21 protein-coding genes are annotated in these 21,488 nt (G+C 65.0%); 9 read left to right on the top strand and 12 right to left on the bottom strand.

Features of this window, described 5'->3' with window-relative positions; all coding sequences use genetic code 11:
• Nucleotides 1-48: 48 nt before the first annotated feature.
• Both rpsT and mutM read right to left on the bottom strand, forming a co-directional pair.
• The gene (gene rpsT / locus FNA46_RS13960; protein WP_143125823.1) at nt 49-315 is read right to left on the bottom strand and encodes a 30S ribosomal protein S20; all 267 of its coding nucleotides are present in this window, start codon (nt 313-315) and stop codon (nt 49-51) included.
• 210 nt (nt 316-525) lie between these two features.
• Entirely contained in the window at nt 526-1,416 is an 891-nt protein-coding gene (gene mutM / locus FNA46_RS13965) for a bifunctional DNA-formamidopyrimidine glycosylase/DNA-(apurinic or apyrimidinic site) lyase (protein WP_143125824.1), read from the bottom strand.
• 145 nt (nt 1,417-1,561) lie between these two features.
• Here mutM and ubiE point away from each other — a divergent pair, with 145 nt between their 5' ends.
• The 3 genes from ubiE to coaBC all read left to right on the top strand — a co-directional run bounded on the left by ubiE (nt 1,562) and on the right by coaBC (nt 5,316).
• Entirely contained in the window at nt 1,562-2,338 is a 777-nt protein-coding gene (ubiE, locus tag FNA46_RS13970) for a bifunctional demethylmenaquinone methyltransferase/2-methoxy-6-polyprenyl-1,4-benzoquinol methylase UbiE (RefSeq protein WP_143125825.1), read from the top strand.
• A gap of 66 nt (nt 2,339-2,404) precedes the next feature.
• Complete coding sequence (gene ubiB, locus FNA46_RS13975) at nt 2,405-3,979, top strand: 2-polyprenylphenol 6-hydroxylase (RefSeq protein ID WP_143125826.1); 1,575 nt, start codon at nt 2,405-2,407, stop codon at nt 3,977-3,979.
• 116 nt (nt 3,980-4,095) lie between these two features.
• A complete protein-coding gene (coaBC, locus tag FNA46_RS13980; protein ID WP_143125827.1) occupies nt 4,096-5,316 on the top strand; it encodes a bifunctional phosphopantothenoylcysteine decarboxylase/phosphopantothenate--cysteine ligase CoaBC in 1,221 nt (406 codons plus the stop codon).
• A 3-nt stretch (nt 5,317-5,319) separates the two neighbouring features.
• Here the strand turns inward: coaBC and FNA46_RS13985 are convergent, their stop codons facing one another.
• Nucleotides 5,320-5,847: a chromate transporter gene (locus FNA46_RS13985; protein ID WP_143125828.1), complete on the bottom strand. Its 528-nt coding sequence runs from the start codon at nt 5,845-5,847 to the stop codon at nt 5,320-5,322.
• Nucleotides 5,844-6,410, bottom strand: a complete 567-nt coding sequence (locus FNA46_RS13990) for a chromate transporter (RefSeq protein WP_143125829.1) — start codon at nt 6,408-6,410, stop codon at nt 5,844-5,846. The genes FNA46_RS13985 and FNA46_RS13990 overlap by 4 nt, the downstream gene beginning before the upstream one ends.
• A gap of 100 nt (nt 6,411-6,510) precedes the next feature.
• Here FNA46_RS13990 and FNA46_RS13995 point away from each other — a divergent pair, with 100 nt between their 5' ends.
• Nucleotides 6,511-7,449, top strand: coding sequence for a LysR family transcriptional regulator (locus FNA46_RS13995; RefSeq protein WP_143125830.1), 939 nt, complete (start codon nt 6,511-6,513; stop codon nt 7,447-7,449).
• Between the two features lie 7 nt (nt 7,450-7,456).
• On the opposite strand, the gene FNA46_RS14000 is transcribed toward FNA46_RS13995, so the two are convergent.
• Nucleotides 7,457-8,245: a class II glutamine amidotransferase gene (locus tag FNA46_RS14000; protein WP_143125831.1), complete on the bottom strand. Its 789-nt coding sequence runs from the start codon at nt 8,243-8,245 to the stop codon at nt 7,457-7,459.
• A 263-nt stretch (nt 8,246-8,508) separates the two neighbouring features.
• Here FNA46_RS14000 and otsB point away from each other — a divergent pair, with 263 nt between their 5' ends.
• Nucleotides 8,509-9,246, top strand: a complete 738-nt coding sequence (gene otsB, locus FNA46_RS14005; RefSeq protein WP_143125832.1) for a trehalose-phosphatase — start codon at nt 8,509-8,511, stop codon at nt 9,244-9,246.
• Between the two features lie 32 nt (nt 9,247-9,278).
• Entirely contained in the window at nt 9,279-10,694 is a 1,416-nt protein-coding gene (otsA, locus tag FNA46_RS14010; RefSeq protein WP_143125833.1) for an alpha,alpha-trehalose-phosphate synthase (UDP-forming), read from the top strand.
• A gap of 9 nt (nt 10,695-10,703) precedes the next feature.
• Here otsA and FNA46_RS14015 read toward each other — a convergent pair whose 3' ends face one another.
• On the bottom strand, nt 10,704-12,287 hold the full coding sequence (locus FNA46_RS14015) for a peptide chain release factor 3 (protein ID WP_143125834.1): 1,584 nt from the start codon (nt 12,285-12,287) through the stop codon (nt 10,704-10,706).
• An 88-nt stretch (nt 12,288-12,375) separates the two neighbouring features.
• Between FNA46_RS14015 and dut the strand changes: the two genes are divergently transcribed.
• Complete coding sequence (gene dut / locus FNA46_RS14020) at nt 12,376-12,834, top strand: dUTP diphosphatase (RefSeq protein WP_143125835.1); 459 nt, start codon at nt 12,376-12,378, stop codon at nt 12,832-12,834.
• 30 nt (nt 12,835-12,864) lie between these two features.
• On the opposite strand, the gene FNA46_RS14025 is transcribed toward dut, so the two are convergent.
• Nucleotides 12,865-13,644: a DUF3313 domain-containing protein gene (locus tag FNA46_RS14025; protein WP_246103085.1), complete on the bottom strand. Its 780-nt coding sequence runs from the start codon at nt 13,642-13,644 to the stop codon at nt 12,865-12,867.
• Nucleotides 13,645-13,910: 266 nt separating this feature from the next.
• On the opposite strand from FNA46_RS14025, the gene FNA46_RS14030 reads away from it, so the two are divergent.
• Both FNA46_RS14030 and cysK read left to right on the top strand, forming a co-directional pair.
• Nucleotides 13,911-14,525: a LysE family translocator gene (locus FNA46_RS14030; RefSeq protein WP_143125837.1), complete on the top strand. Its 615-nt coding sequence runs from the start codon at nt 13,911-13,913 to the stop codon at nt 14,523-14,525.
• Between the two features lie 130 nt (nt 14,526-14,655).
• On the top strand, nt 14,656-15,624 hold the full coding sequence (gene cysK, locus FNA46_RS14035; RefSeq protein WP_143125838.1) for a cysteine synthase A: 969 nt from the start codon (nt 14,656-14,658) through the stop codon (nt 15,622-15,624).
• 186 nt (nt 15,625-15,810) lie between these two features.
• Here cysK and FNA46_RS14040 read toward each other — a convergent pair whose 3' ends face one another.
• The 5 genes from FNA46_RS14040 to ugpE form a co-directional block, all read right to left on the bottom strand.
• Entirely contained in the window at nt 15,811-16,686 is an 876-nt protein-coding gene (locus FNA46_RS14040; protein ID WP_143125839.1) for a GNAT family N-acetyltransferase, read from the bottom strand.
• 37 nt (nt 16,687-16,723) lie between these two features.
• Entirely contained in the window at nt 16,724-18,256 is a 1,533-nt protein-coding gene (locus FNA46_RS14045) for a YifB family Mg chelatase-like AAA ATPase (protein WP_143125840.1), read from the bottom strand.
• 216 nt (nt 18,257-18,472) lie between these two features.
• The gene (gene gshB, locus FNA46_RS14050; RefSeq protein ID WP_143125841.1) at nt 18,473-19,420 is read right to left on the bottom strand and encodes a glutathione synthase; all 948 of its coding nucleotides are present in this window, start codon (nt 19,418-19,420) and stop codon (nt 18,473-18,475) included.
• A gap of 117 nt (nt 19,421-19,537) precedes the next feature.
• The gene (locus tag FNA46_RS14055; protein ID WP_143125842.1) at nt 19,538-20,638 is read right to left on the bottom strand and encodes a sn-glycerol-3-phosphate import ATP-binding protein UgpC; all 1,101 of its coding nucleotides are present in this window, start codon (nt 20,636-20,638) and stop codon (nt 19,538-19,540) included.
• 1 nt (nt 20,639) lies between these two features.
• Nucleotides 20,640-21,488 (bottom strand): sn-glycerol-3-phosphate ABC transporter permease UgpE, encoded by an 849-nt coding sequence (gene ugpE / locus FNA46_RS14060; protein ID WP_143125843.1) that lies wholly within the window; start codon nt 21,486-21,488, stop codon nt 20,640-20,642.

The raw sequence follows: 21,488 nt of genomic DNA on the forward strand, positions 1-21,488 counted from the left end.
CCCGGTCAGAGACCGGGCTTCAAATGTGACAGTCAATTGTGACGGGTTTTAGGCCGAAAGGGCCTTCACGCGCTGCGCGAGGCGAGACACCTTGCGGGAGGCGGTGTTGCGATGCAGAACACCCTTGGTGGCCGCACGCTGGATTTCCGGCTGGGCGGCGCGGAGAGCTTCCGCAGCCTGTGCCACATCACCCGATGCAATGGCTTCTTCAACCTTACGGATGAAGGTACGAACGCGCGAGCGGCGCGCCTTGTTGATGTCGGTGCGGCGTGCGATCTTGCGGGTCGCCTTTTTCGCCGAAGTTGTATTGGCCATTTCTGCCTCTCTTCGAATTCGAACAAAAACTCCGCCGTCGCCGCGCCGGGTCCCTTGCGACCTGTCATCCAGCAATTCGGGAGCAATGGAGGAAGCCGTTCAATGGCTTTCCCAACTGTGGGCGGCGATATAGCTGGAATGCGGGGTCCAGTCAACGCGCATTTTGCACCCTTTTGCCCCGGCCTGACCCGCAAGACGCTGATTTGCGATTCATTTCTGGCAGGCGCCACAGTGGAAGGTGGAGCGTCCGGCCTGGGTCACCCGCAAAACGGTGCCGCCGCAGCCCGGCCGCGTGCATGGTGCCCCTTCCCGGTCATAGACGGCGAAGGTGTGCTGAAAATAGCCAAGCGAGCCATCTGTCTGGATATGATCGCGCAACGAGGAGCCGCCGGCGAGGATCGCGTCGGCGATCACGGCGCGGATGGCTTCCGTCAGCGCGACAAGCTCCGCCTTCGGCCGGCCGGTCGGGGTGACAAGCGTTCCCGCCTTGCGAAGCGGAGAGAGACCGGCGCGCCACAGCGCCTCGCACACATAGATATTGCCAAGCCCGGCAATCACCGTCTGGTCGAGCAGCAGCGTCTTCAGCGGCTGCACGCGATCGCGAAAGCGCGCGGCGAGATAGCCGGCATCCAGGCTGTTGCCGGTCGGCTCCGGCCCAAGGCCGGCAAAGGCAGGATAGAGATCGAGTTCTATGCGCGACCACAGGTGCATGAAACCGAAGCGGCGCGGATCGTTGTAGATAACGCTCAACCGCTCGCCCTCACGCTCCAGATGAAAGAGTACGTGGTCGTGCTTTTCATCCTTCGAGCGCGCGTGGTGGAACTCGCCCGGCGTGTCGGATGCTCCTCCCGCCAGAATGCGGAAGGAGCCGGACATGCCGAGATGGGAAATCACGCTCATACCGTCATCGAGATCGATCAGCAGGTACTTGGCGCGGCGGCCGAGACCGACAATCCGGCGACCGGAAACGCGTTCGGCAAAATTCTCCGGAAAGGGAAAACGCAGGTCCGCCCGGCGTGTCTCCAGCCGCACGATGCGGGCCTTCTCCATCGACGGCGCAAGGCCCCGCCGCACCGTTTCCACCTCTGGCAATTCCGGCATGAGTTCCTAAGTTCCTGTTTCCAACGGCCTGCACAGTCTCTATAGACCAGCGCCATAGTGCCGCAAGCGCGACAAGAGATAGTATCGCCTCGGGGCTTTCGCTATGGTCGCGCCGTGCCAGGAACGAAACGAAGGATGATATGCCATGGCTGACAGCCGGACCTCCGCTGAAGGTGGAATGGAAACCTCCTACGGCTTTCGCGAGGTGGGCGAAGGCGAAAAGCAGGGCCTCGTCAACGAAGTCTTCCACAAGGTGGCCAAGCGCTACGACATCATGAACGACGTGATGTCGGCCGGCCTCCACCGGCTGTGGAAGGATGCGATGGTGGCAAGCCTCAACCCGCGCAAGGACCCCTCCTACAAGGTTCTGGACGTGGCCGGCGGCACCGGCGACATCGCATTCCGCATCGTGGAGGCATCAGGCCGACAGGCACATGCGACCGTGCTCGACATCAACGGCTCGATGCTCGGCGTCGGCGCCGAGCGCGCCGCCAAGCGCAAGCTTTCCGATAATCTCACCTTCGTGGAGGCCAATGCCGAGGAACTGCCCTTCGAGGCGGGCAGCTTCGATGCCTATACGATCGCCTTCGGCATCCGCAACGTGCCGCGCATCGATGTGGCGCTGACGGAAGCCTACCGCGTGCTGAAGCGCGGCGGCCGGCTGCTGGTGCTCGAATTTTCCGAGGTGGAGATGCCGCTTCTCGACCGCATCTATGACGAATGGTCCTTCAAGGCCATTCCGCAGTTCGGCAAGATGATCACCGGCGATGCGGAGCCCTACCAGTACCTGGTGGAATCGATCCGCAAATTCCCCAATCAGGAGGATTTTGCCAAGATGATCCGCAGCGCTGGTTTTTCCCGTGTCAGCTATACGAATTACACCGGCGGCATCGCGGCGCTGCATTCGGGCTGGAAGCTGTAAGAGTGCCCGGCACAGGACCAAACGCGGCGTAGCGGGAAAGGCTGACGGCAGGATGAGGTTTTTCGCATGAGCACGATCGGTGCCTATTTCCGGCTGGCCCGCGTGGGCTGGGTGCTCGTGCGCGAGGGCGTGGTGTCGGCATTGCCGACGCAGGGCCTGCCGCCCGTGGTCGGCCTCGTCAAATCGCTCGCGCAGATCTTTACCCGCCCGGCCTCGATCCAGGAAAGCCGCAGCGTCCGTCTCACCAATGCGGTGGACCGGCTCGGCCCCTCCTATGTGAAGATCGGCCAGTTTCTCGCCACCCGGCCGGATGTGGTGGGTGTGGACTGGGCGCTCGATCTCTCCATGCTGCAGGACCGCATGGCCTTCTTCCCGACGGAGACGGCCAAGGGCGCCATCGAAGCCTCCCTCGGCCGCTCGATCGAGGACCTTTACACCCGCTTCGACGAACCGCTGGCGGCCGCCTCCATCGCCCAGGTGCACCCGGCGGCCGTTGCCTCTGCGGAAGGCGAGCGCAAGGTGGCCGTCAAGGTGGTGCGCCCCGGCGTGCGCCAGCGCTTCGCCCACGACATCGAAAGCATGTACCTGATGTCGCGCATGCAGGAACGCCTGCTGCCGTCCACGCGCCGCCTGAGGCCGGTCGAGGTCACCCGCACGCTGGAACAGACCACCAAGCTGGAGATGGACCTGCGGCTGGAAGCGGCGGCACTCTCGGAAATCGGCGAGAACACCAAAGACGATCCGGGATTCCGCGTGCCGAAGGTGGACTGGGAGCGCACCGGGCGCGACGTCATCACCATGGAGTGGATCGACGGCATCAAGATGTCGAACATCGAGGGCCTGCGCGCCGCCGGCTACGATCTCGAAAAGCTTGCGGAAACGCTGATCCAGTCCTTCCTGCGCCACACGCTGCGCGACGGCTTCTTCCATGCCGACATGCATCCCGGCAATCTGTTCGTCGATCCGGACGGCATCATCGTCGCCGTCGACATGGGCATTGTCGGTCGCCTCGGCAAGAAGGAACGCCGCTTCCTCGCGGAAATCCTCTACGGCTTCATCACCCGCGACTATCTGCGCGTTGCGGAAGTGCATTTCGAGGCCGGCTATGTGCCGTCCCATCATGACGTGGCAAGCTTTGCCCAGGCGATCCGCGCCATCGGCGAGCCGATCCACGGGCAGCCGGCCGAAACCATCTCGATGGCGCGCCTGCTGGCGCTGCTCTTCGAGGTGACCGACCTGTTCGAGATGCAGACGCGCCCCGAACTCATCCTGCTGCAGAAGACCATGGTGGTGGTGGAAGGCGTGTCGCGCATGCTCGATCCGCGCTTCAACATGTGGCGTGCGGCAGAACCCGTGGTCGGCGGCTGGATCCGTGACAATCTCGGGCCGAAGCGGATCGCGACCGACCTGCGCGACGGCCTGAAAGCCGCCGTCAAGCTGGCGGAAGCGGCCCCCGAAATTGCCGCCAAGACCGAAAAATTCCACCAGCAGCTGCTGCACATGACCGAGCACGGCATCCGTTTCGACAGTGAGACGGCCGAGGCGATCGGCAAGGCGGAGGCCAAGCATAGCCGCGGAGGTCGCGCCGCACTCTGGGTGATTGCCGCAACCTTGGCCTACATCGCCTTCCAGCTCAGCTGAGCCGATTGCATGCGGCGCATCAGGTGCTTAGGCTCCGGGACAGGATTGCGGATGACGGGTTTCTGACGGGCGTCGCCCCCTCATCCACACTCCGGGAAGAACACAGGGAGAGGCCCATGGAGCTTCAGGGCAAGCGCATTCTGCTGATCATTTCGGGGGGCATCGCCGCCTACAAGAGCCTGGATCTCATCCGCCGCCTGCGCGAGCGGGGAGCGACCGTCAGGCCGGTGATGAGCCGCGCGGCGCAGGAATTCGTCACGCCCCTTGCGGTCGGCGCGCTGTCGGCAAGCCATGTCTATACCGATCTCTTCTCCCGCGAGGATGAACAGGATGTCGGCCATATCCGGCTGGCCCGCGACTGCGACCTCATCGTCGTTGCCCCCGCCACGGCCGACCTGATGGCAAAGATGGCGCATGGACTGGCGGACGACCTGCCGAGCGCGGTGCTGCTCGCCACCGACCGTCCGGTGCTGGTTGCCCCCGCCATGAACCCGGTGATGTGGAACGCAGCCCCAACGCGCCGCAACGTGGAGACGCTGAAGACGGACGGCATCCACCTGATCGGGCCGATGAAGGGTGAAATGGCCGAAAGCGGCGAAGCCGGCACCGGCCGGATGGCCGAGCCGCTGGAGATCGTTGCGACCGTCGTCGCGCTCCTGTCCCCGCAGCACAAGCCGCTTGCGGGCAAGCGCGCCATCGTCACCTCCGGCCCGACCCACGAGCCGATCGATCCGGTGCGCTACATCGCCAACCGCTCCTCCGGCAAGCAGGGCCATGCGATTGCCGCAGCGCTGGCAAGGCTCGGCGCCGAGGTAACGCTCGTCTCCGGTCCCGTCACGATTGCCGATCCGCGCGGGGTAACGGTGCGCCACGTGGAAACCGCCGAAGAAATGCGGGCCGCCGTGCTCTCCTGCCTGCCGGCCGATATTGCCGTGATGGTGGCTGCCGTGGCCGACTGGCGCGTCGTCGGCACGGCCGGCCAGAAAATCAAGAAGCAGCCCGGCGAACCGCCGGCGCCGCTGGTCCTGACCGAAAACCCCGACATCCTGAAGACCATCGGCCATCATGAACAGCGTCCGACGCTTGTGATCGGCTTTGCGGCCGAGACGGAGAATGTCGAGGCGAACGGCCGCAAGAAGCTTGCGGCCAAGGGCGCCGACCTGATCGTCGCCAATGACGTTTCGCCGGACACCGGCATCATGGGCGGCGACCGCAACCGGGTCCGGCTGATCTCCCACGGCGGCATCGAGGACTGGCCGGAGCTTGGCAAGGATGCGGTGGCAGAGCGTCTGGCCGCGCTGATTGCCGAGCGCCTGAACCAGGGCAAGAGCGACTGAAGCCTAGAAAAAGCTGATGGCGAGTCCGCCAACCGCCCCGAGCGCCAGCACGGCCACCGGATGCGCGCGGGTGAAGACGGAAAGGGCCGCCGTCACGCCGGTCAGGCCCGCCAACCACCAGCTGGTGGCGGAGGCAGCGGTGATCACCACGGCGCTCGATGCCACAAGCCCCGCCGTCACCGGCAGCAGGCCGGCCTGCACCACCGCGCGCCAGGGGCGGTCACGAAACCGTTCCCAGGCGGAAACGGCCATGCAGGTGATCAGCGAGGAGGGCAGGAACTTGGCCAGCGAACTGACGAGCAGGCCCGGTAGCCCCGCCACGTGCCAGCCGATCAGCGGCACGATCATCATGTTCGGGCCGGGCGCAGCCTGCGCCAGCGCAAACAGCGCGCTGAATTCCGCCGGCGTCACCCAGTGCTGCACCTCCACCACCCGCCGCTGGATTTCCGGCAGCACCGCATAACCGCCGCCGAAGGCCATCAGCGACAATTCGGTGAAGATCAGCGCCAGTGCGATCAGCGTTGCGGTCATTGGCCGAACCTCCAGGCAAGCAGGATCGAGACCGGCGCCAGCACCAGCATGGCCACGATCAGCGGTACGCGCAGCATGGCCACGGCAAAAAACAGCATCAGCACCACCAGAAGCGCCACCGGACGCTTCAGGAGAGGTTTCAGCATCTTCCAGGCCATGCCGATCAGAAGGCCCGCAGAGGCCGCCGCAAGCCCGGCAAACAGGTGCTGCACATGCGCATCGGTGCTGTAGCGGTCGTAGAGCACGCCGAGCACGATGACGAAAGCCGTCGGCACCGCCGTCAGGCCGAGAATGCCGGCCAGGGCCCCGCGCCAGCCGCGAAACTTCATACCGACGGCCACGCTCATGTTGATCACATTGCCGCCCGGCAGGAACTGACAGAGGCCCAGCAGATCTGCGAATTCCTGCGGGCTCAGCCAAGCCTTGTCATCCACCAGCATGCGGCGCGCCAGCGGCAGCACACCGCCAAAGCCAATGAGACCGATACCGAGAAAGCCGGTGAACAGCTGGCGCGTGGTGGGAGCAGAGACACCGCCCTGCCCCGCTTCTGCAATGGTGGTCATGGTCGAGATTCCTTCAGAAGATGGATTGACGCAGTAGCGCTGCCGGCACCATAAGTCCAATATATCGTTTCAGTCTTTTCCATACGCAAAGGATATGGCAATGATCGAGATGCGCCATCTGCGCTATGCCGTCGCCATTGCCGACGAGGGCCACATGACGCGCGCCGCCGAACGGCTCGGTATTCAGCAGCCGCCGCTCAGCCAGCAGATCCGCGCGCTGGAAACCATGCTGGGCACGCCGCTCTTTCATCGGCTGCCGCGCGGCGTGGTGCCGACCGATGCCGGCGCCGTGTTCATCGCACGGGCCCGCCAGATCCTCGCCGACCTGCAGACGGCCGTTGCCGAGACGCACCGCGCCGCACGCGGCGAAACCGGCACGCTGTCCATCGGGTTTACCAGTTCGGCCGCCTTTCATCCGCTGGTCTCGTCTGCCGTACGCGCGCTGCGCCTCTCCTGGCCGGACCTGTCGCTGCGGCTGGAAGAAGGCGCGACCGACGAACTGACCGCGGATCTTCTGGCCGGTCGGCTCGATGTCGCCTTCCTGCGCGGCACGACGCTGGAGGCCGCGACCCTTTCCATCGCGCCGGTACACCGGGAAGACATGCTGCTGGCGCTGCCGGACGACCATCCGCTGGCGCACCCGCCGGGCATCGATCCGCCGGAACCGGTCGATCTCGCGGATCTTTCGGCCGAAACCTTCATTCTCTACCGGCGGCAGAGCGGCCAGGGTCTCTACGACCGCATCATCGCCGCCTGCCAGCGGGCGGGCTTCAGCCCCAGGGTGGCGCAGGAGGCGCCGAAACTCGCCTCGACGCTCAGCCTTGTCGCCGCCGGGCTCGGCCTGTCGATCATTCCGGAATCCATGGCTCGCCTGGAAACCTCGGGGATCGCCTATCGCCGCTTTTCCGCAAGCGCCGGCCTCGTCGCGCCTCTCTATCTCGCATGGCGCAGGGAGCCTGCCCGCGCCGCGCTCGATCATCTCGTGCGGGAGGTGAAGGCCCGTGCCGTCGTTGACGGCCATCCCCTCCCCCCGGACTGATGGTGGATCAGGCAGCCTCAGCCAGCGCCACCGGCGCAAATGGCGCGATCGTCATGCCGGCATCGCTCACCATCACCGCGCTGCCGTCCGGAATTTCCATCCAGGCATCCACATCGTCGTTCAGCGGTTCGGAGACGAGGCAATAGCCGCCACCCATGGGTGCCGCATACAGCGTCGGCGGACGATGATCGGTCGCATAACGGATGGCATAGAGCGCGTTCCCGTCGGAAAAGGCAGCGGTGAAGCGCACCAGCGTGCTCACCTCATGCTCGGCCGCCAGTTGCTCGATCGTGCCGATGGCCCGCGACACCGCGCCGAGCGGGTCGCCTGCCATGCCGAATTCCTGGGCGAGCAGGAACAGCATCTCGGAATCGGTGGTGCCGGTGCGGGCGTGGAACAGATCGTCCGACAGATGCCCTTCCATGCGCCGGCGAATGCGGTCGAAGCCGGCGATCTGGCCGTTGTGCATGAAGGACCAGCGGCCATGCACGAAGGGATGGCAATTGTCGCGGCGCGTGCCGCCATTGGTGGCGGCGCGCACATGGGCGAGAAACAGCGGCGAGCGGATCTGGTGGGCAAGGCTGCGCAGATTGCAGTCGGACCAGGCCGGCAGGATATCGCGATAGCGCCCGGGTTCGGGATGATCGCCGTACCAGGCGATGCCGAAGCCATCGCCATTGGTGGCCGTCTTGGCGCGGCTGGCGCAGTGGCTCTGCTCGATGAGCGAGTGGGCGGGCGAGGAGACGAGTTCCTCGAGATAAAGCGGATTGCCGCGATAGGCGGCCCAGCGACACATGGTTTCCAGCTCCAAATCGCGCCGCGCGATGCGGCGAATACCTTGAAAAGGATCGACCCAAAATCTTAAGCGAGGGTTAGCAGGCAAACGCCTGCGATGAAGGGCGATCCGGCAGCAAGATGTCGATTTCGTGACAGATTCCGCAACCCGGTTCCCAAACCTTTGCCCTTGCCATCCCGAGCGGCCGGCCTAGATCGCACCTCATGCGACCAACCGATGCATTCCGCAAAGCCGAAGCCAGACCGTTGCAACCGCAGGGACAGATGCTGGATATTCTCCGCACCGAACCGCAGGCACATGCGCTGTTTCTCGATATCGACGGCACGCTGATCGATCTGGCCGCACGGCCGGAGGCAATCGTCGTGCCGCCGGATCTTGCCGGCCATCTCGACACCCTTTCCGGCCGGCTGGGTGGCGCCCTGGCGCTCGTCACCGGCCGGGCGCTGCCCTTTGCCGACCGGCTGTTTGCCCCGCTCACGCTACCGATTGCCGGCCTGCACGGCGCCGAACGCAGACGCGCCGATGGTGTTGTCGACCGCGTGGAGCCCGACCCTGCCTTCCTTGCGCTGAAGCGCTCGCTGGAGCGGCTGACGGCGGACTGGCCGGGCGTGCTGATCGAAGATAAGGGGGCAGCCGTTGCCGCGCATTACCGGCAGGCGCCGGAGAGGCAGGCAGACCTCGAGGCCCTCATGCGCCAGGCGCTGTCGGAGGCCGGGCCGGCTTATGCCCTGCAGCGCGGCAAGATGGTGATCGAAATCCGCCCTGCCCGCGCCAGCAAGGGCGCGGCGCTACGCGCCTTTCTTGCCGAACCGCCCTTTGCCGGACGCAGACCGATCGCCATCGGCGATGATCTCACCGACGAAGCCATGTTCAAGGTCGCCAATCAGCTCGGCGGCCTGTCGATCCGCATCGGCGAGCCCGGCGAAGACACCGCCGCCCACACCACACTTGCCTCCGCCGCCGTCTTGCGTGCGATCCTGAAGGATCTCGCCACGCGCTGAGCCTGCCGGAGCAGACAGAAGGAGCCCACCGCTTGAGCCGTCTCATCGTCATATCCAACCGCGTTCCTATGCCGGAAAAGAACGGCACGGCCCCCGCAGGCGGCCTTGCCGTGGCGCTGCAGGCCGCCCTTGAGGAGCGCGGCGGCGTGTGGATGGGCTGGTCCGGCAAGTCGAGCGGGACAAAGGAGCCGGAGCCGCTGGCGCTGACGGAGCGCGGCAACATCACCTATGCGCTGACCGACCTCACCAAGACGGATGTGGAGGAGTATTATCACGGCTTCGCCAACCGGGTGCTCTGGCCGATCTGCCATTACCGGCTGGACCTTGCCGAATATGCCCGCAAGGAAATGGCCGGCTATTTCCGCGTCAACCGCTTCTTCGCCCATCGGCTGGCCCCGCTGCTGAAGCCGGACGACATCATCTGGGTGCATGACTACCACCTGATCCCACTTGCGGCGGAACTGCGGCAGATGGGCGTGAAGAACCGCATCGGCTTCTTCCTGCACATTCCCTGGCCGCCGGCCGACGTGCTGTTTGCCATGCCGGTGCATGAGGAGATCATGCGCGGTCTCACCCATTACGATCTCGTCGGCTTCCAGACGGACCACGATCTTGAAAACTTCCGCGGCTGTCTGGTGCGCGAAGGTTTTGGCAATGCGATCGGCGAAGGGCTCTACCTGTCGCACGGCCGCACCTTCAAGGGCGGCTTCTACTCGATCGGCATCGAGACGGCCGCCTTTGCCGAGTTCGCCCGCAAGGCGGCCGCAAGCGTGATGGTGCGCAAGGCCCGTCAGAGCCTTGAAGGCCGCGATCTGATCATCGGGGTCGACCGGCTGGATTATTCCAAGGGCATCACCCAGCGCATCGATGCCTATGAAAGCTTCGTCTCGCGCAATCCCGCGCATCAGGGCAAGGTCAGCTATCTCCAGATCACGCCGAAATCCCGCTCGGAAGTGCCGGAATACGAGGCCATGCAGCGCACCGTGGCGGAGCAGGCCGGCCGGGTGAACGGCGCGCTCGGCACCGTGGACTGGGTGCCGATCCGCTACATCAACCGCTCCATCGGGCGTCCGGTGCTGGCGGGGCTCTACCGGCTGGCAAAGGTCGGGCTGGTCACGCCGCTGCGCGATGGCATGAACCTCGTGGCCAAGGAATTCGTCGCCGCACAGGACCCGGAGGATCCGGGCGTGCTGGTGCTCTCCCGCTTCGCCGGCGCCGCGCGCGAGCTGAAAGGCGCGCTGCTGGTCAATCCTTACGACATCGAGGGCACCGCCAACGCGATTGCCCGGGCCCTCACCATGGGCCGCGAGGAGCGTATCCAGCGCTGGCAGGGCATGATGACCCATCTGCTGGAGCATGACGTGAAGCGCTGGTGCGATGATTTTCTCGCCGACCTGACGGCGGAGGCGGAAAACCCGGCGCCCGCCACGAGCGGCGGGCAGGACTGATCTCAATGATCACGCCGCCTTGGCGACGTGATATTCCTTGATGGCCACCATCTTGATCGCCGGATAACGTTCGGACTCGTAGCGCAGGGAGAACGAATCCTGCGCCAGGAACACCGGATCGCCGTCCAGATCGCGGGCAATGTCGCCGCGCTTGACGGTGAGGAATTTCTCCATCTCCGCCTTGTTGTCGCAGGAGATCCAGCGGCAGACGGAGAAGCGCGACATTTCGAAGGAAACAGGCAGGCTGTATTCCGCAGACAGCCGCTCCTTCAGCACGTCGAGCTGCAGGGCGCCAACGACGCCGACGATGGCGGGCGAACCGTCTTCCGGCGAAAACAGCTGCACCACGCCTTCTTCCGCCATCTGCTGCAGGGCTTCCTTCAGCTTCTTCGCCTTCATGGCATCCTCCAGCCGCACGCGACGCAGGATTTCCGGCGAGAAGTTCGGCACGCCCTGGAAGACGAGTGCTTCGCCTTCCGTCAGCGTATCGCCGATGCGCAGCGTGCCGTGGTTCGGAATGCCCACCACGTCCCCCGCATAGGCCGTATCGGCCAGCTGGCGCTGCGAGGCGAAGAAGAACTGCGGTGCCGTCAGCCCCATCTGCTTGCCGGTGCGCGCCAGACGCGCCTTCATGCCGCGCTCCAGCTTGCCGGAGCAGATGCGGGCAAAGGCGATGCGGTCTCGGTGGTTCGGGTCCATGTTGGCCTGGATCTTGAAGACGAAGGCCGTCATCTTGTCTTCGGCCGCATGCACCGTGCGGATATCGGCCACCTGGTCGCGCGGCGGCGGCGCAAAGTCCCCCAGCGCATTGATCAGGTCGCGCACACCAAAATTCCGGAGCGCCGAGCCGAAGAAGACCGGCGTCATATGACCTTCGAGAAAGGCCTGGCGGTCGAAGGGACGGCAGGCCTCGCGCGCCAGTTCCAACTCGTCAATGAAGGCATCGCGCTCGTTTTCCGGCAGGTTTTCCGCGACGCTCTGCGGACCATTGACCGCCATCGGCTCCACCTGCGTGTCGGACCCGCGATAGGTGTTGTTGGCCAGATTGTAGGAGCCGCAGAAATTCCGGGAACGGCCGACCGGCCAGGTGATCGGCGCGGTGTCGAGCGCCAGCTTCTCCTCCACCTCGTCGAGGATCTCGAAGGTGTCGCGCGCCTCGCGGTCCATCTTGTTGACGAAGGTGATGATCGGAATGTCGCGCATGCGGCAGACTTCGAACAGTTTCAGCGTGCGCGGCTCGATGCCCTTGGCGCCATCGATCACCATCACCGCCGCATCCACCGCCGTCAGCGTGCGGTAGGTGTCGTCGGCAAAGTCCTCGTGACCGGGCGTATCGAGAATGTTGAAGATATTGCCTTCGTATTCGAAGGTCATCACCGAGGTGACGACCGAGATGCCGCGTTCGCGTTCGATCTTCATCCAGTCCGAGCGGGTCTGGATGCGGTCCTTCTTCGCCTTCACCTCGCCGGCCAGCTGGATGGCGCCGCCGAACAGCAGCAGCTTTTCCGTCAGGGTCGTCTTGCCCGCGTCCGGGTGCGCGATGATCGCGAAGGTTCGGCGGCGGGAAACCGCCTCGGCAATGCTTTCAGCCATGTCGTGCAAATCCTTTGAGTTGCCGCGTATCTAGCGATTTTGGGCGCTTTATGCAATTGACCGGCAAACACAGGAAGGAAACCGCCCCATGCGCGATGTCATCGGCCCCGCCCTCAAGCTCATTCGCCTGCCGCACGGTGAAGGGATCGACCTGCCCGCCTACGAGACCCGCGGCGCCGCCGGCATGGATGTGCGCGCCGCCCTGACCGAGCCGATGACGCTTGTGCCCGGGCAAAGAGCACTGGTGCCAACGGGCTTTGTCTTCGAGATTCCGGAAGGCTTCGAGGTGCAGGTCCGCCCGCGCTCCGGCCTTGCCTTCAAGAACGGCATCACCTGCCTCAACACGCCCGGCACCATCGACAGCGACTATCGCGGCGAAGTGAAGGTGCTGCTCGTCAATCTCGGCGAGACCGATTTCGTGATCGAGCGCGGCATGCGCATCGCGCAGCTGGTTGTTTCGCCTGTGGTGCAGGCGCAGGTGCAGGAAGCCGATGGCTTCAGCGAGACCGCGCGCGGCGCCGGCGGATTCGGTTCGACGGGGGTGTGACGCAGCCACGCGACACCGCTGGAGCAGGGCCTACTTTGCCTTGTCCGTCCAGGACGGCGGGGCGCCGACCGCGCTTGCCACAAACCCGCCGACACCCGGTGCCCGCCCGAAAGCCTCGCAGGCCGCATATTTCGGTGCTCCGCCCAGTTGCGACTTCAGCTTCTGGCCGGAGGGCAGGTCGAGATGGACGCCCGACTGTGTCTCGCCCTTGACCAGGATCTGCGCGAAGGTGCCGGCAAAGGTGTTCGCCAGCCCATAGGCATCGCCGATTTCGGAGACGCGCGGGCTGTTGGTGATGGAATTGGCGCCGCGCGACCAGAGAATGGCGGCGCGCTGCGCCCCACCGGCATCCACCGCCTCCGCCTCGACGGCAAGACCGCCCAGTCCGATCGGCAGGCGTGGCACGCCGACCGGCAGCACGGCGGAGGTGCCAAGCGTTGCCACCTTGGAAACCCCGGCGGCCCATGTGCCGGTCGGTACGATGTCGGTGATGGTGCTGCGCACGGTCAGATCCGCCCGCTCGCCCGGCCCGACGACCCGGAAGCGGTCGGAGAGGCCGATGCACAGCGCGCGGTCGAGCGCGTTGGACACCAGCCGCTCCTGTTCGGCATCGTGAACCCTTGCGGCAGCCGCCGGCCCAAGCCTTGCCGGCTGGATGGAGACGGTGGTGGCGGAAAGCAGCGCGGACCGGTCGGCAAAGCTGCGGGATTTCGCCACCCGCCCCTCTTCCGGGCCGAGGCGACTATAGGAACTGAGCGAGCCGGCCTCCCGGAGCGGAACCGAACTGCAGCCGGAAGCGGCGAGCGCCATGCCGATTGAAAGGAACGAGGCTACGGGCAGCGACCACCCTTGCCACTCTGCTGGCGCATGCTTGTTTCTCGTTCCGGACATCACGTTCTGCTGCATCGCGCCCTCTCAACTGGTACCGTCAAGTACCCAAATTCCATCCGCATAAACGGACGCACTTGGTCTTTTTTCGGGCGGCGACGCGCACGCCATACTCTCCGAGACAGCGGCAGCGATTGCCCGACGGCGCATGATCTGGCATCAGACGCGCTGAGGCAGGAGGAAACGGGATGACACTGACGACACTTATCACCTATTCGCTGGCGCTGTTCATTGCCGCCGCCATTCCAGGCCCCGGCATGACGGCGATCGTGGCGCGGGCGCTGGGCTCCGGCTTCCGGCCGACCTTGTTCATGGGGCTCGGCCTCATCCTCGGCGATCTCGTCTATCTCACCGCCGTGGTGCTCGGCCTTGCCATCGTGGCGCAGAATTTTACGACGCCCTTTCTGATCATCAAATATCTCGGCGTCATCTATCTCTGCTACATCGCCTGGAAGCTCTGGACGGCGGGGCTGCTGCGGCAGGATATCGAGGCGAGCCGCGGCGGCGCTACCGGCGGCATGGCCTTTCTCTCCGGCCTGCTGGTCACGCTCGGCAATCCGAAGACCATGCTGTTCTACGTGGCACTGGCGCCCACGCTTCTGCCGCTCAAGGAGATCGGCCCGGCCGATTATTTGGCCCTGGTGGCAATCACCTTCGTGGTGCTGATGGCAGTCCTGCTGCCCTATATCCTGCTGGCCTCCAAGGCGCGCGAGCTTCTGAAGAAGCCGACCGCGCTGCAGGTCCTCAACCGTTCGGCCGCCGGCATCCTCGCGGGCACCGCCGCCTATATCGCCGCCCGCTGAGGGAAGGCGCCCAAGCGGATGAACGGCAAAGATTTTTCCGCCGGCGAGGGCTTTGCGCAAAGACACCCCCTCGCCGTCGGTGCCGTTCGGTCCTAATGTCGCGCCCAATGACAGCCTTGGGAGAAACACCATGTCCGACACCGCCAAGCCCGGCCGCGGCAAGATCTACGCCTCCATTCTCGACACCATCGGCAATACCCCGATCGTGCGCCTCGACAAACTGGCGAAGGAAAAGGGCGTGAAGGCCAATCTTCTGGCCAAGCTCGAATTCTTCAACCCGATCGCCTCCGTGAAGGACCGCATCGGGCTCGCCATGATCGAAAGCCTGGAAGCGCAGGGCCGGATCACGCCCGGCAAGACCACGCTGATCGAACCGACCTCCGGCAATACCGGCATTGCGCTGGCCTTCGCCGCCGCCGCCAAAGGCTACCGGCTGATCCTCACCATGCCGGAAACCATGTCGGTGGAGCGGCGCAAGATGCTCGCTTTGCTCGGCGCCGAACTGGTGCTGACGGAAGGGCCGAAGGGCATGAAGGGTGCGATCGCCCGGGCGGAGGAACTGGCCGCCAGCCTGCCGGACGCCATCATTCCCCAGCAGTTCGAGAACCCCGCCAACCCGGACATCCATCGCCAGACGACGGCCGAGGAAATCTGGAACGACACCGACGGACAGATCGATCTCTTCGTGGCCGGCATCGGCACCGGCGGCACGATCACCGGCGTCGGCCAGGTGCTGAAGGCTCGCAAGCCGGATCTCAAGGTATTTGCAGTGGAACCGGCGGAATCGCCCGTGCTGTCCGGCGGCGAACCCGGCCCGCACAAGATCCAGGGCATCGGCGCCGGCTTTGCCCCGAAAATTCTCGACACCACAATCTATGATGAAGTGGTGACCGTTTCGAGCGCGGACGCGCTGGAGACCGCACGCCTCGTGGCCCGCCTCGAGGGTGTTCCCGTCGGCATTTCCTCAGGCGCGGCGCTGACGGCCGCCATCCGCATCGGTTCGCGCCCGGAAAACGCCGGCAAGAACCTCGTCGTCATCATCCCCTCCTTCGCGGAGCGCTATCTTTCGACCGCGCTGTTCGATGGCCTGGGCGGGTGAGCGAATAGCGAATAGCGAATAGCGAATAGCGAATAGCGAATAGCGAATAGCGAAATTCTACCGGCGGTGTTTTGGCAAGAGGGATGTGCCGCCGGAGGCCTCCGATGAGGGCTTTGATCACGGCCCCGTCTGGTCGGCGGTGGCGCTGACCAGACGCCGGATGCGCGCCTTTTCTGTCGCATGGCCTCAGGTCATCATCAGGGCGGGAAAGTGCAGGATGCCCTGCGGCAGGACCGGGCCGCGCCAGAACATGCAGGCCTCCGGCCACGGGGTCCGGCGCAAACCGCTGAGCAGGGAGACGTCGCCGGGCACGAAACCCAACGCGACCCGGCCGCCCTGCGGGCCGGCCAGTAACTCTATGAGGCTGAAATCAGGCTGCCCGTCACGGGAAAGCCAGTCGCAGAGCATCAGTCCGTCCTCTGTCCGCTCCACAAAGGCAAGCCCCCCGCCCTCAGGCAACTCATGGGCCGTCACATCCGTGTTCATCAGATGCCAGAGCAGAACAGAGGCATCCGGCCGTGCCGAAAGCACGCCACCATGCACCAGCGCCCGGTCGCACCAGGTTGCCAGCAGGGCCCGGTCCTGCGGCGTCTCCGGATCGAGCCGGCGCCCGATGGCCCCTTGTGCCTTTCCGCCCGGCGGAAGATCCAGAAACAGGCGATCCGGGATCAGGCGGCGAAACCCGAAACGCGGATAAAAATCCACCACCGAGGGATTGGCGAACAGCAGAACCGGAGCGCCTTCGCGGTCCGCCTCCACCAGCACATGCTCCAGCAACCGCCGCGCCAGCCCGCGGCCACGATCCTGCGGGCGCGTGGCAACGGCGCCCAGCTGGCGGAGGGGCATCGGCTGGCGCTTGTCCAGCCACCCCTCCATCCGGGTGACCCCGACGGTGGCGCAGATCTCCTCGCCCTCGGTCAGGGCAAGAACGTCGTAGTTATCGCTCCAGCCACCCAAGCGCTCCCAGCCGGCAAAATTGCCGAGCCCGAAGATCGCCTTGAGGTGACCGAAAAAGCGGTCGTGCCAGTCCCGATCATGCCTTCCGATGCGTCGCAATTCCATGGCACCGTCCCCTCTGTGAGAAGACGGTGCTGGCGCCTCATGCCGCCGCCGTCAAGCGTTCGCCGGCAATCCGGTAGGAAATCGCCTCGGCGAGGTGGATGCGGCCAACCCTCTCCTCCCCTTCAAGATCGGCCAGCGTGCGGGCAACCTTCAGGATGCGATGATAGCCGCGGGCAGAAAACTTGAGCTTCTCGGCAGCGTCCCGCAAAAGCTGCGCTCCTGCCGCATCCGGCGCAGCGAAATCCTCGATGAGGGCGGTTGAGCAGCGGGCATTGGTGGAAATCTCCGGCAGGCCGGCGGCCGCGAAGCGGCGACGCTGCCGCTCGCGCGCATCCGCTACCCGTGCCGCGACCGTCGCGCTGCTTTCCGCCGGTCTCGGACGGATGAGATCGGCGGCGGAAACGGCAGGAACGTCGATGCGGATATCGATCCGGTCCATCAGTGGCCCGGAAATGCGGCTCTGGTAATCGCTGACGCAGCGCGGGCCGCGCGCGCAGCTGTGGCCCGGTTCGCCCGCCATGCCGCAACGGCAGGGGTTCATCGCTGCCACCAGCTGGATGCTGGCGGGATAGGAAACCCGGTGATTGGCGCGCGCGATCACGCATTCGCCCGTCTCCAGCGGCTGGCGCAGTGCATCCAGCACCTGCGGCGAAAATTCGGGAAATTCGTCGAGAAACAGCACGCCGTGATGGGCCAGCGATGCCTCGCCCGGCTTTGCCCGCAATCCTCCGCCCACCAGCGCCGCCATCGTGGCCGAATGATGCGGCGTGCGGAACGGCCGACGATCGGACAGCTTGCCGCCAGAGAGCTGCCCGGCGATCGAATGGATCATCGACACCTCGAGGAGTTCGGCGGCCGAGAGCGGCGGCAGGATGGAAGGCAACCGCGCCGCAAGCATGGACTTGCCCGATCCGGGCGGACCGACCATCAGGAGGTTGTGACCGCCGGCGGCCGCCACCTCCAGCGCCCGCTTGGCGCTTTCCTGCCCCTTGATGTCGGCAAGGTCCGGCAGGTTGGCGGCGGGCGCGCGGATCGCAGGCTGCGGGCGCGTGAGAACCTGGGTGCCACGGAAATGGTTGGCAAGCGCAATGAGACTGCGCGGCGCGAGAATGTCGATATCGGAACCGGCCCAGGCTGCCTCCGCGCCGCTATCGGCCGGGCAGATCAGCCCCTTGCCGAGCGCATTGGCGCCGATCGCCGCCGGCAGCGCGCCCGCGACAGCCGCCAGCGTTCCGTCGAGGTTCAGTTCGCCCAGCACCACATAGCTCGCCAGCGCCTCGGCCGGAATGGCGCCGAGCACCGCCATCAGGCCAAGCGCAATCGGCAGATCGAAATGCGATCCCTCCTTCGGAAGATCGGCAGGCGCGAGATTGACCGTCACCTTCTTCGGTGGCAGCGCCAGACCCGAGGCGTGCAGCGCCGCCTGCACCCGCTCGCGGCTTTCGGCCACAGCCTTGTCCGGCAGGCCGACGATCTGAATGCCGAGCTTGCCCGGCCCCACCATCACCTGAACGTCGACGGGCACGCCTTCAATGCCCTGGAATGCCACCGTGCTGACGCGCGCCACCATGCCCCACCTCGCCCCTTGGCGGGCGTCGATGTTCCGCAGATTTCGGTTGTCCGGACGCCCTTTCTGCAATCAAGCACAAGCGCAGGTCTAAAACAAGAACATTCGCGGAACAATTTCGCGCATTGAATGTATTAGCGTTTTCTGTATTCACCTAAAGGGAACAAACATGCACCAGAACAGAAACGCTCTGGTGCATGCTAACAATTTGAATTTCAATCAGCTTCTCTTGACTTCGATCGCATCCCACAGGAGCGCCGCGACATCGGCGCCGCCGAATTTCTTCACTTCCCGGATGCCGGTCGGCGAGGTCACGTTGATCTCGGTCATGAAGTCGCCGATCACGTCGATGCCGACGAAGAGGAAGCCGCGGGCCCGCAGCGCCGGGCCGATGCGTTCGCAAATCTCCGTCTCGCGCGCCGTCAGTTCGGTCGCTTCCGCACGGCCGCCCACATGCATGTTGGAGCGGGCGTCATGCTCGGCCGGCACGCGGTTGATCGCCCCCACCGCCTCGCCGTTGACGAGCAGGATGCGCTTGTCGCCCTTGCGCACTGCCGGCAGGTATCCTTGCGCGATGAAGGGCTCGCGATACATCTGGCCGAACATTTCGAGCAGCGAGGAGAAGTTGCGATCGTCACGCGCGGAGTGGAACACGCCGGCACCGCCATTGCCATAGAGCGGCTTCAGGATGATGTCGCCCAGTTCCTCGCGGAACCGCGCAATTTCGCCGAGGTCGCGGGTGATCAGCGTCGGCGGCATCAGATCGGCAAATTCGGTAACGAAGATCTTTTCCGGCGAGTTGCGCACCCAAGCCGGGTCGTTGACCACCAGCGTCTTCGGGTGCAGGCGCTCCAGCAGATGGGTGGATGTGATGTAGGCCATGTCGAAGGGCGGGTCCTGGCGCAGCATCACCACGTCCATGGTCGAGAGATCAACCCGCTCGCGTTCGCCGAGCGTGAAATGACTGCCCTTCTCGTCGCGCACCGTCAACGGCTCGACGGCCGCGAAGATGCGGCCGTCACGCATGGTCAGCCGGTCCGGCGTGTAGTGAAATAGTTCGTAGCCTCGCGCCTGCGCCTCCAGCGCCATGGCGAACGTGGAATCGCCTGCGATGTTGATGCCGGACACATGGTCCATCTGGAACGCGACTTTGCGGATCTTGGCCATACCCTGTCCCTCTTGAATTGCCCGCCAGATGTAGGACGCCGGGCGGGCAATGGCAACGGCCGGAAAAGCCTTGGTGGCTCCGTGCCGGGCGTCATCCCTGCCGCCCGGCAGACCCATTCAGACGGGTTGAACGACCGGTGCTGCGACACCGGCCGGAACCGAGCCCTTGCCGATGCGCTTGCCGCCATCGACGGCGAAGAAGTGCAGCCGGGCCGGATCGATGGCCAGTGACAGCTGTTCGCCGATGGCGATCTCCGGCGACAGCGCCACCGTCAGCATCTGGTCGCCCACCTGGCCATGCACGAGGCGCTGGGCGCCCAGTTCCTCGACGTAATCCACCGCAAACGGCAGAACGGCTTCGCCCTCGCGTGCCGGATGCAGGTCCTCGGCGCGGATGCCGACTGTCACCGGGCCGGAAGCGGGCGCCTCGGCACCCAGTTCGATCACCGCCGGGCCGATCGCCAGACGGTTGCCGTGCAGTTCGCCGGAGACGAGGTTCATCGCCGGCGAGCCGATGAAACTGGCAACGAAGGTGGAGGCGGGCGCGTGATAGACCTCGAGCGGCGAGCCGATCTGCTCGATGCGGCCGCCGTTCAGCACCACCAGCCGGTCAGCGAGCGTCATCGCCTCCAGCTGGTCGTGGGTGACGTAGATCGAGGTGGTGCCGAGACGCCGTTGCAGACGCTTGATCTCGCCGCGCATGGAGACGCGCAGCTTGGCGTCGAGGTTCGACAGCGGCTCGTCGAACAGGAAAGCCGCCGGCTTGCGCACGATGGCGCGGCCCATGGCGACGCGCTGGCGCTGGCCGCCGGACAGCGCGCGCGGCTTGCGCTCCAGATACTGGGTGATCTCCAGCATGCGGGCGGCTTCCGCCACGCGCGCATCGATCTCCGCCTTCGGCGTGCCGCGGTTCTTCAGGCCATAGGCGAGGTTCTGGTAGACCGTCATGTGCGGATAAAGCGCATAGTTCTGGAACACCATGGCAATGTCGCGCTCGGCCGGCTCCATGCGGTTGACCACGCGCCCGCCGATCGACACCTCGCCGTCGGAAATCGCCTCCAGGCCGGCCACCATGCGCAGCAATGTGGATTTGCCGCAGCCGGACGGTCCGACCAGTACGATGAATTCGCCATCCGCGATGTCGATCGAGACGGAATTGACGGCCTTCACGCCGCCGGCATAGACCTTCGACACACCGGCTATCTTGATGCCAGCCATCTTACTTCTCCGTTTCTGTCAGGCCGCGGATGAACAGCCGTTGCATGAAAATGACGATCAGGATGGGGGGCAGCATGGCCAGCACCGAGCCCGCCATCACCAGCTGCCACTGGATGACGCCGTCCTGCACGGTAACCATGCGCTTCATGCCCATCATCAGCGTGTAGTAGCCGGGATCGGTGGTCACCAGCAGCGGCCACAGATACTGCACCCAGCCATAGATGAAGAGGATGACGCAGAGCGCGCCGATATTGGTGCGCGACAATGGCAGCAGGATATCGCGGAAGAACTTCATCGGGCCGGCGCCATCCACGCGCGCAGCTTCCAGCATCTCGTCCGGGATCGTCATGAAGAACTGGCGGAACAGGAAGGTTGCCGTCGCCGAGGCGATCAGCGGAATGGTAAGCCCCGCCCAGGAATTCAGCATGCCGAGATCGGCAACGATCTTGTAGGTCGGCATGATGCGCACTTCCACCGGCAGCATCAGCGTCACGAAGATGATCCAGAAGGCAAGCTGGCGGAAGGGAAAGCGGAAATAGACGATCGCAAAGGCCGAGAGGATGGAGATCGAGATCTTTCCGATGGTGATCACCACCGCCATGATCAGCGAATTCAACGCCATGTGCGAATAGTTCGGCAGGCCGTTGGCGGCCGAGGCGCTGGTGAGGATCATGCTGTAGTTTTCGATGAGGTGCGAGCCCGGCCACAAGGGCACCGGCCCGCTCATCAGCGTTGCGATATCGTGCGTGGAGGCGATGATCGCCACATAGACCGGCAGTGCCACGACGGCAAAGCCGAGGATCAGGAAGGCGTGGGTGAGGAAGGTCAGGAAGGGACGGTTTTCAACCAT

It is taken from the genome of Affinirhizobium straminoryzae (assembly GCF_007004135.1).
Taxonomy (GTDB): Bacteria; Pseudomonadota; Alphaproteobacteria; order Rhizobiales; family Rhizobiaceae; genus Neorhizobium; species Neorhizobium straminoryzae.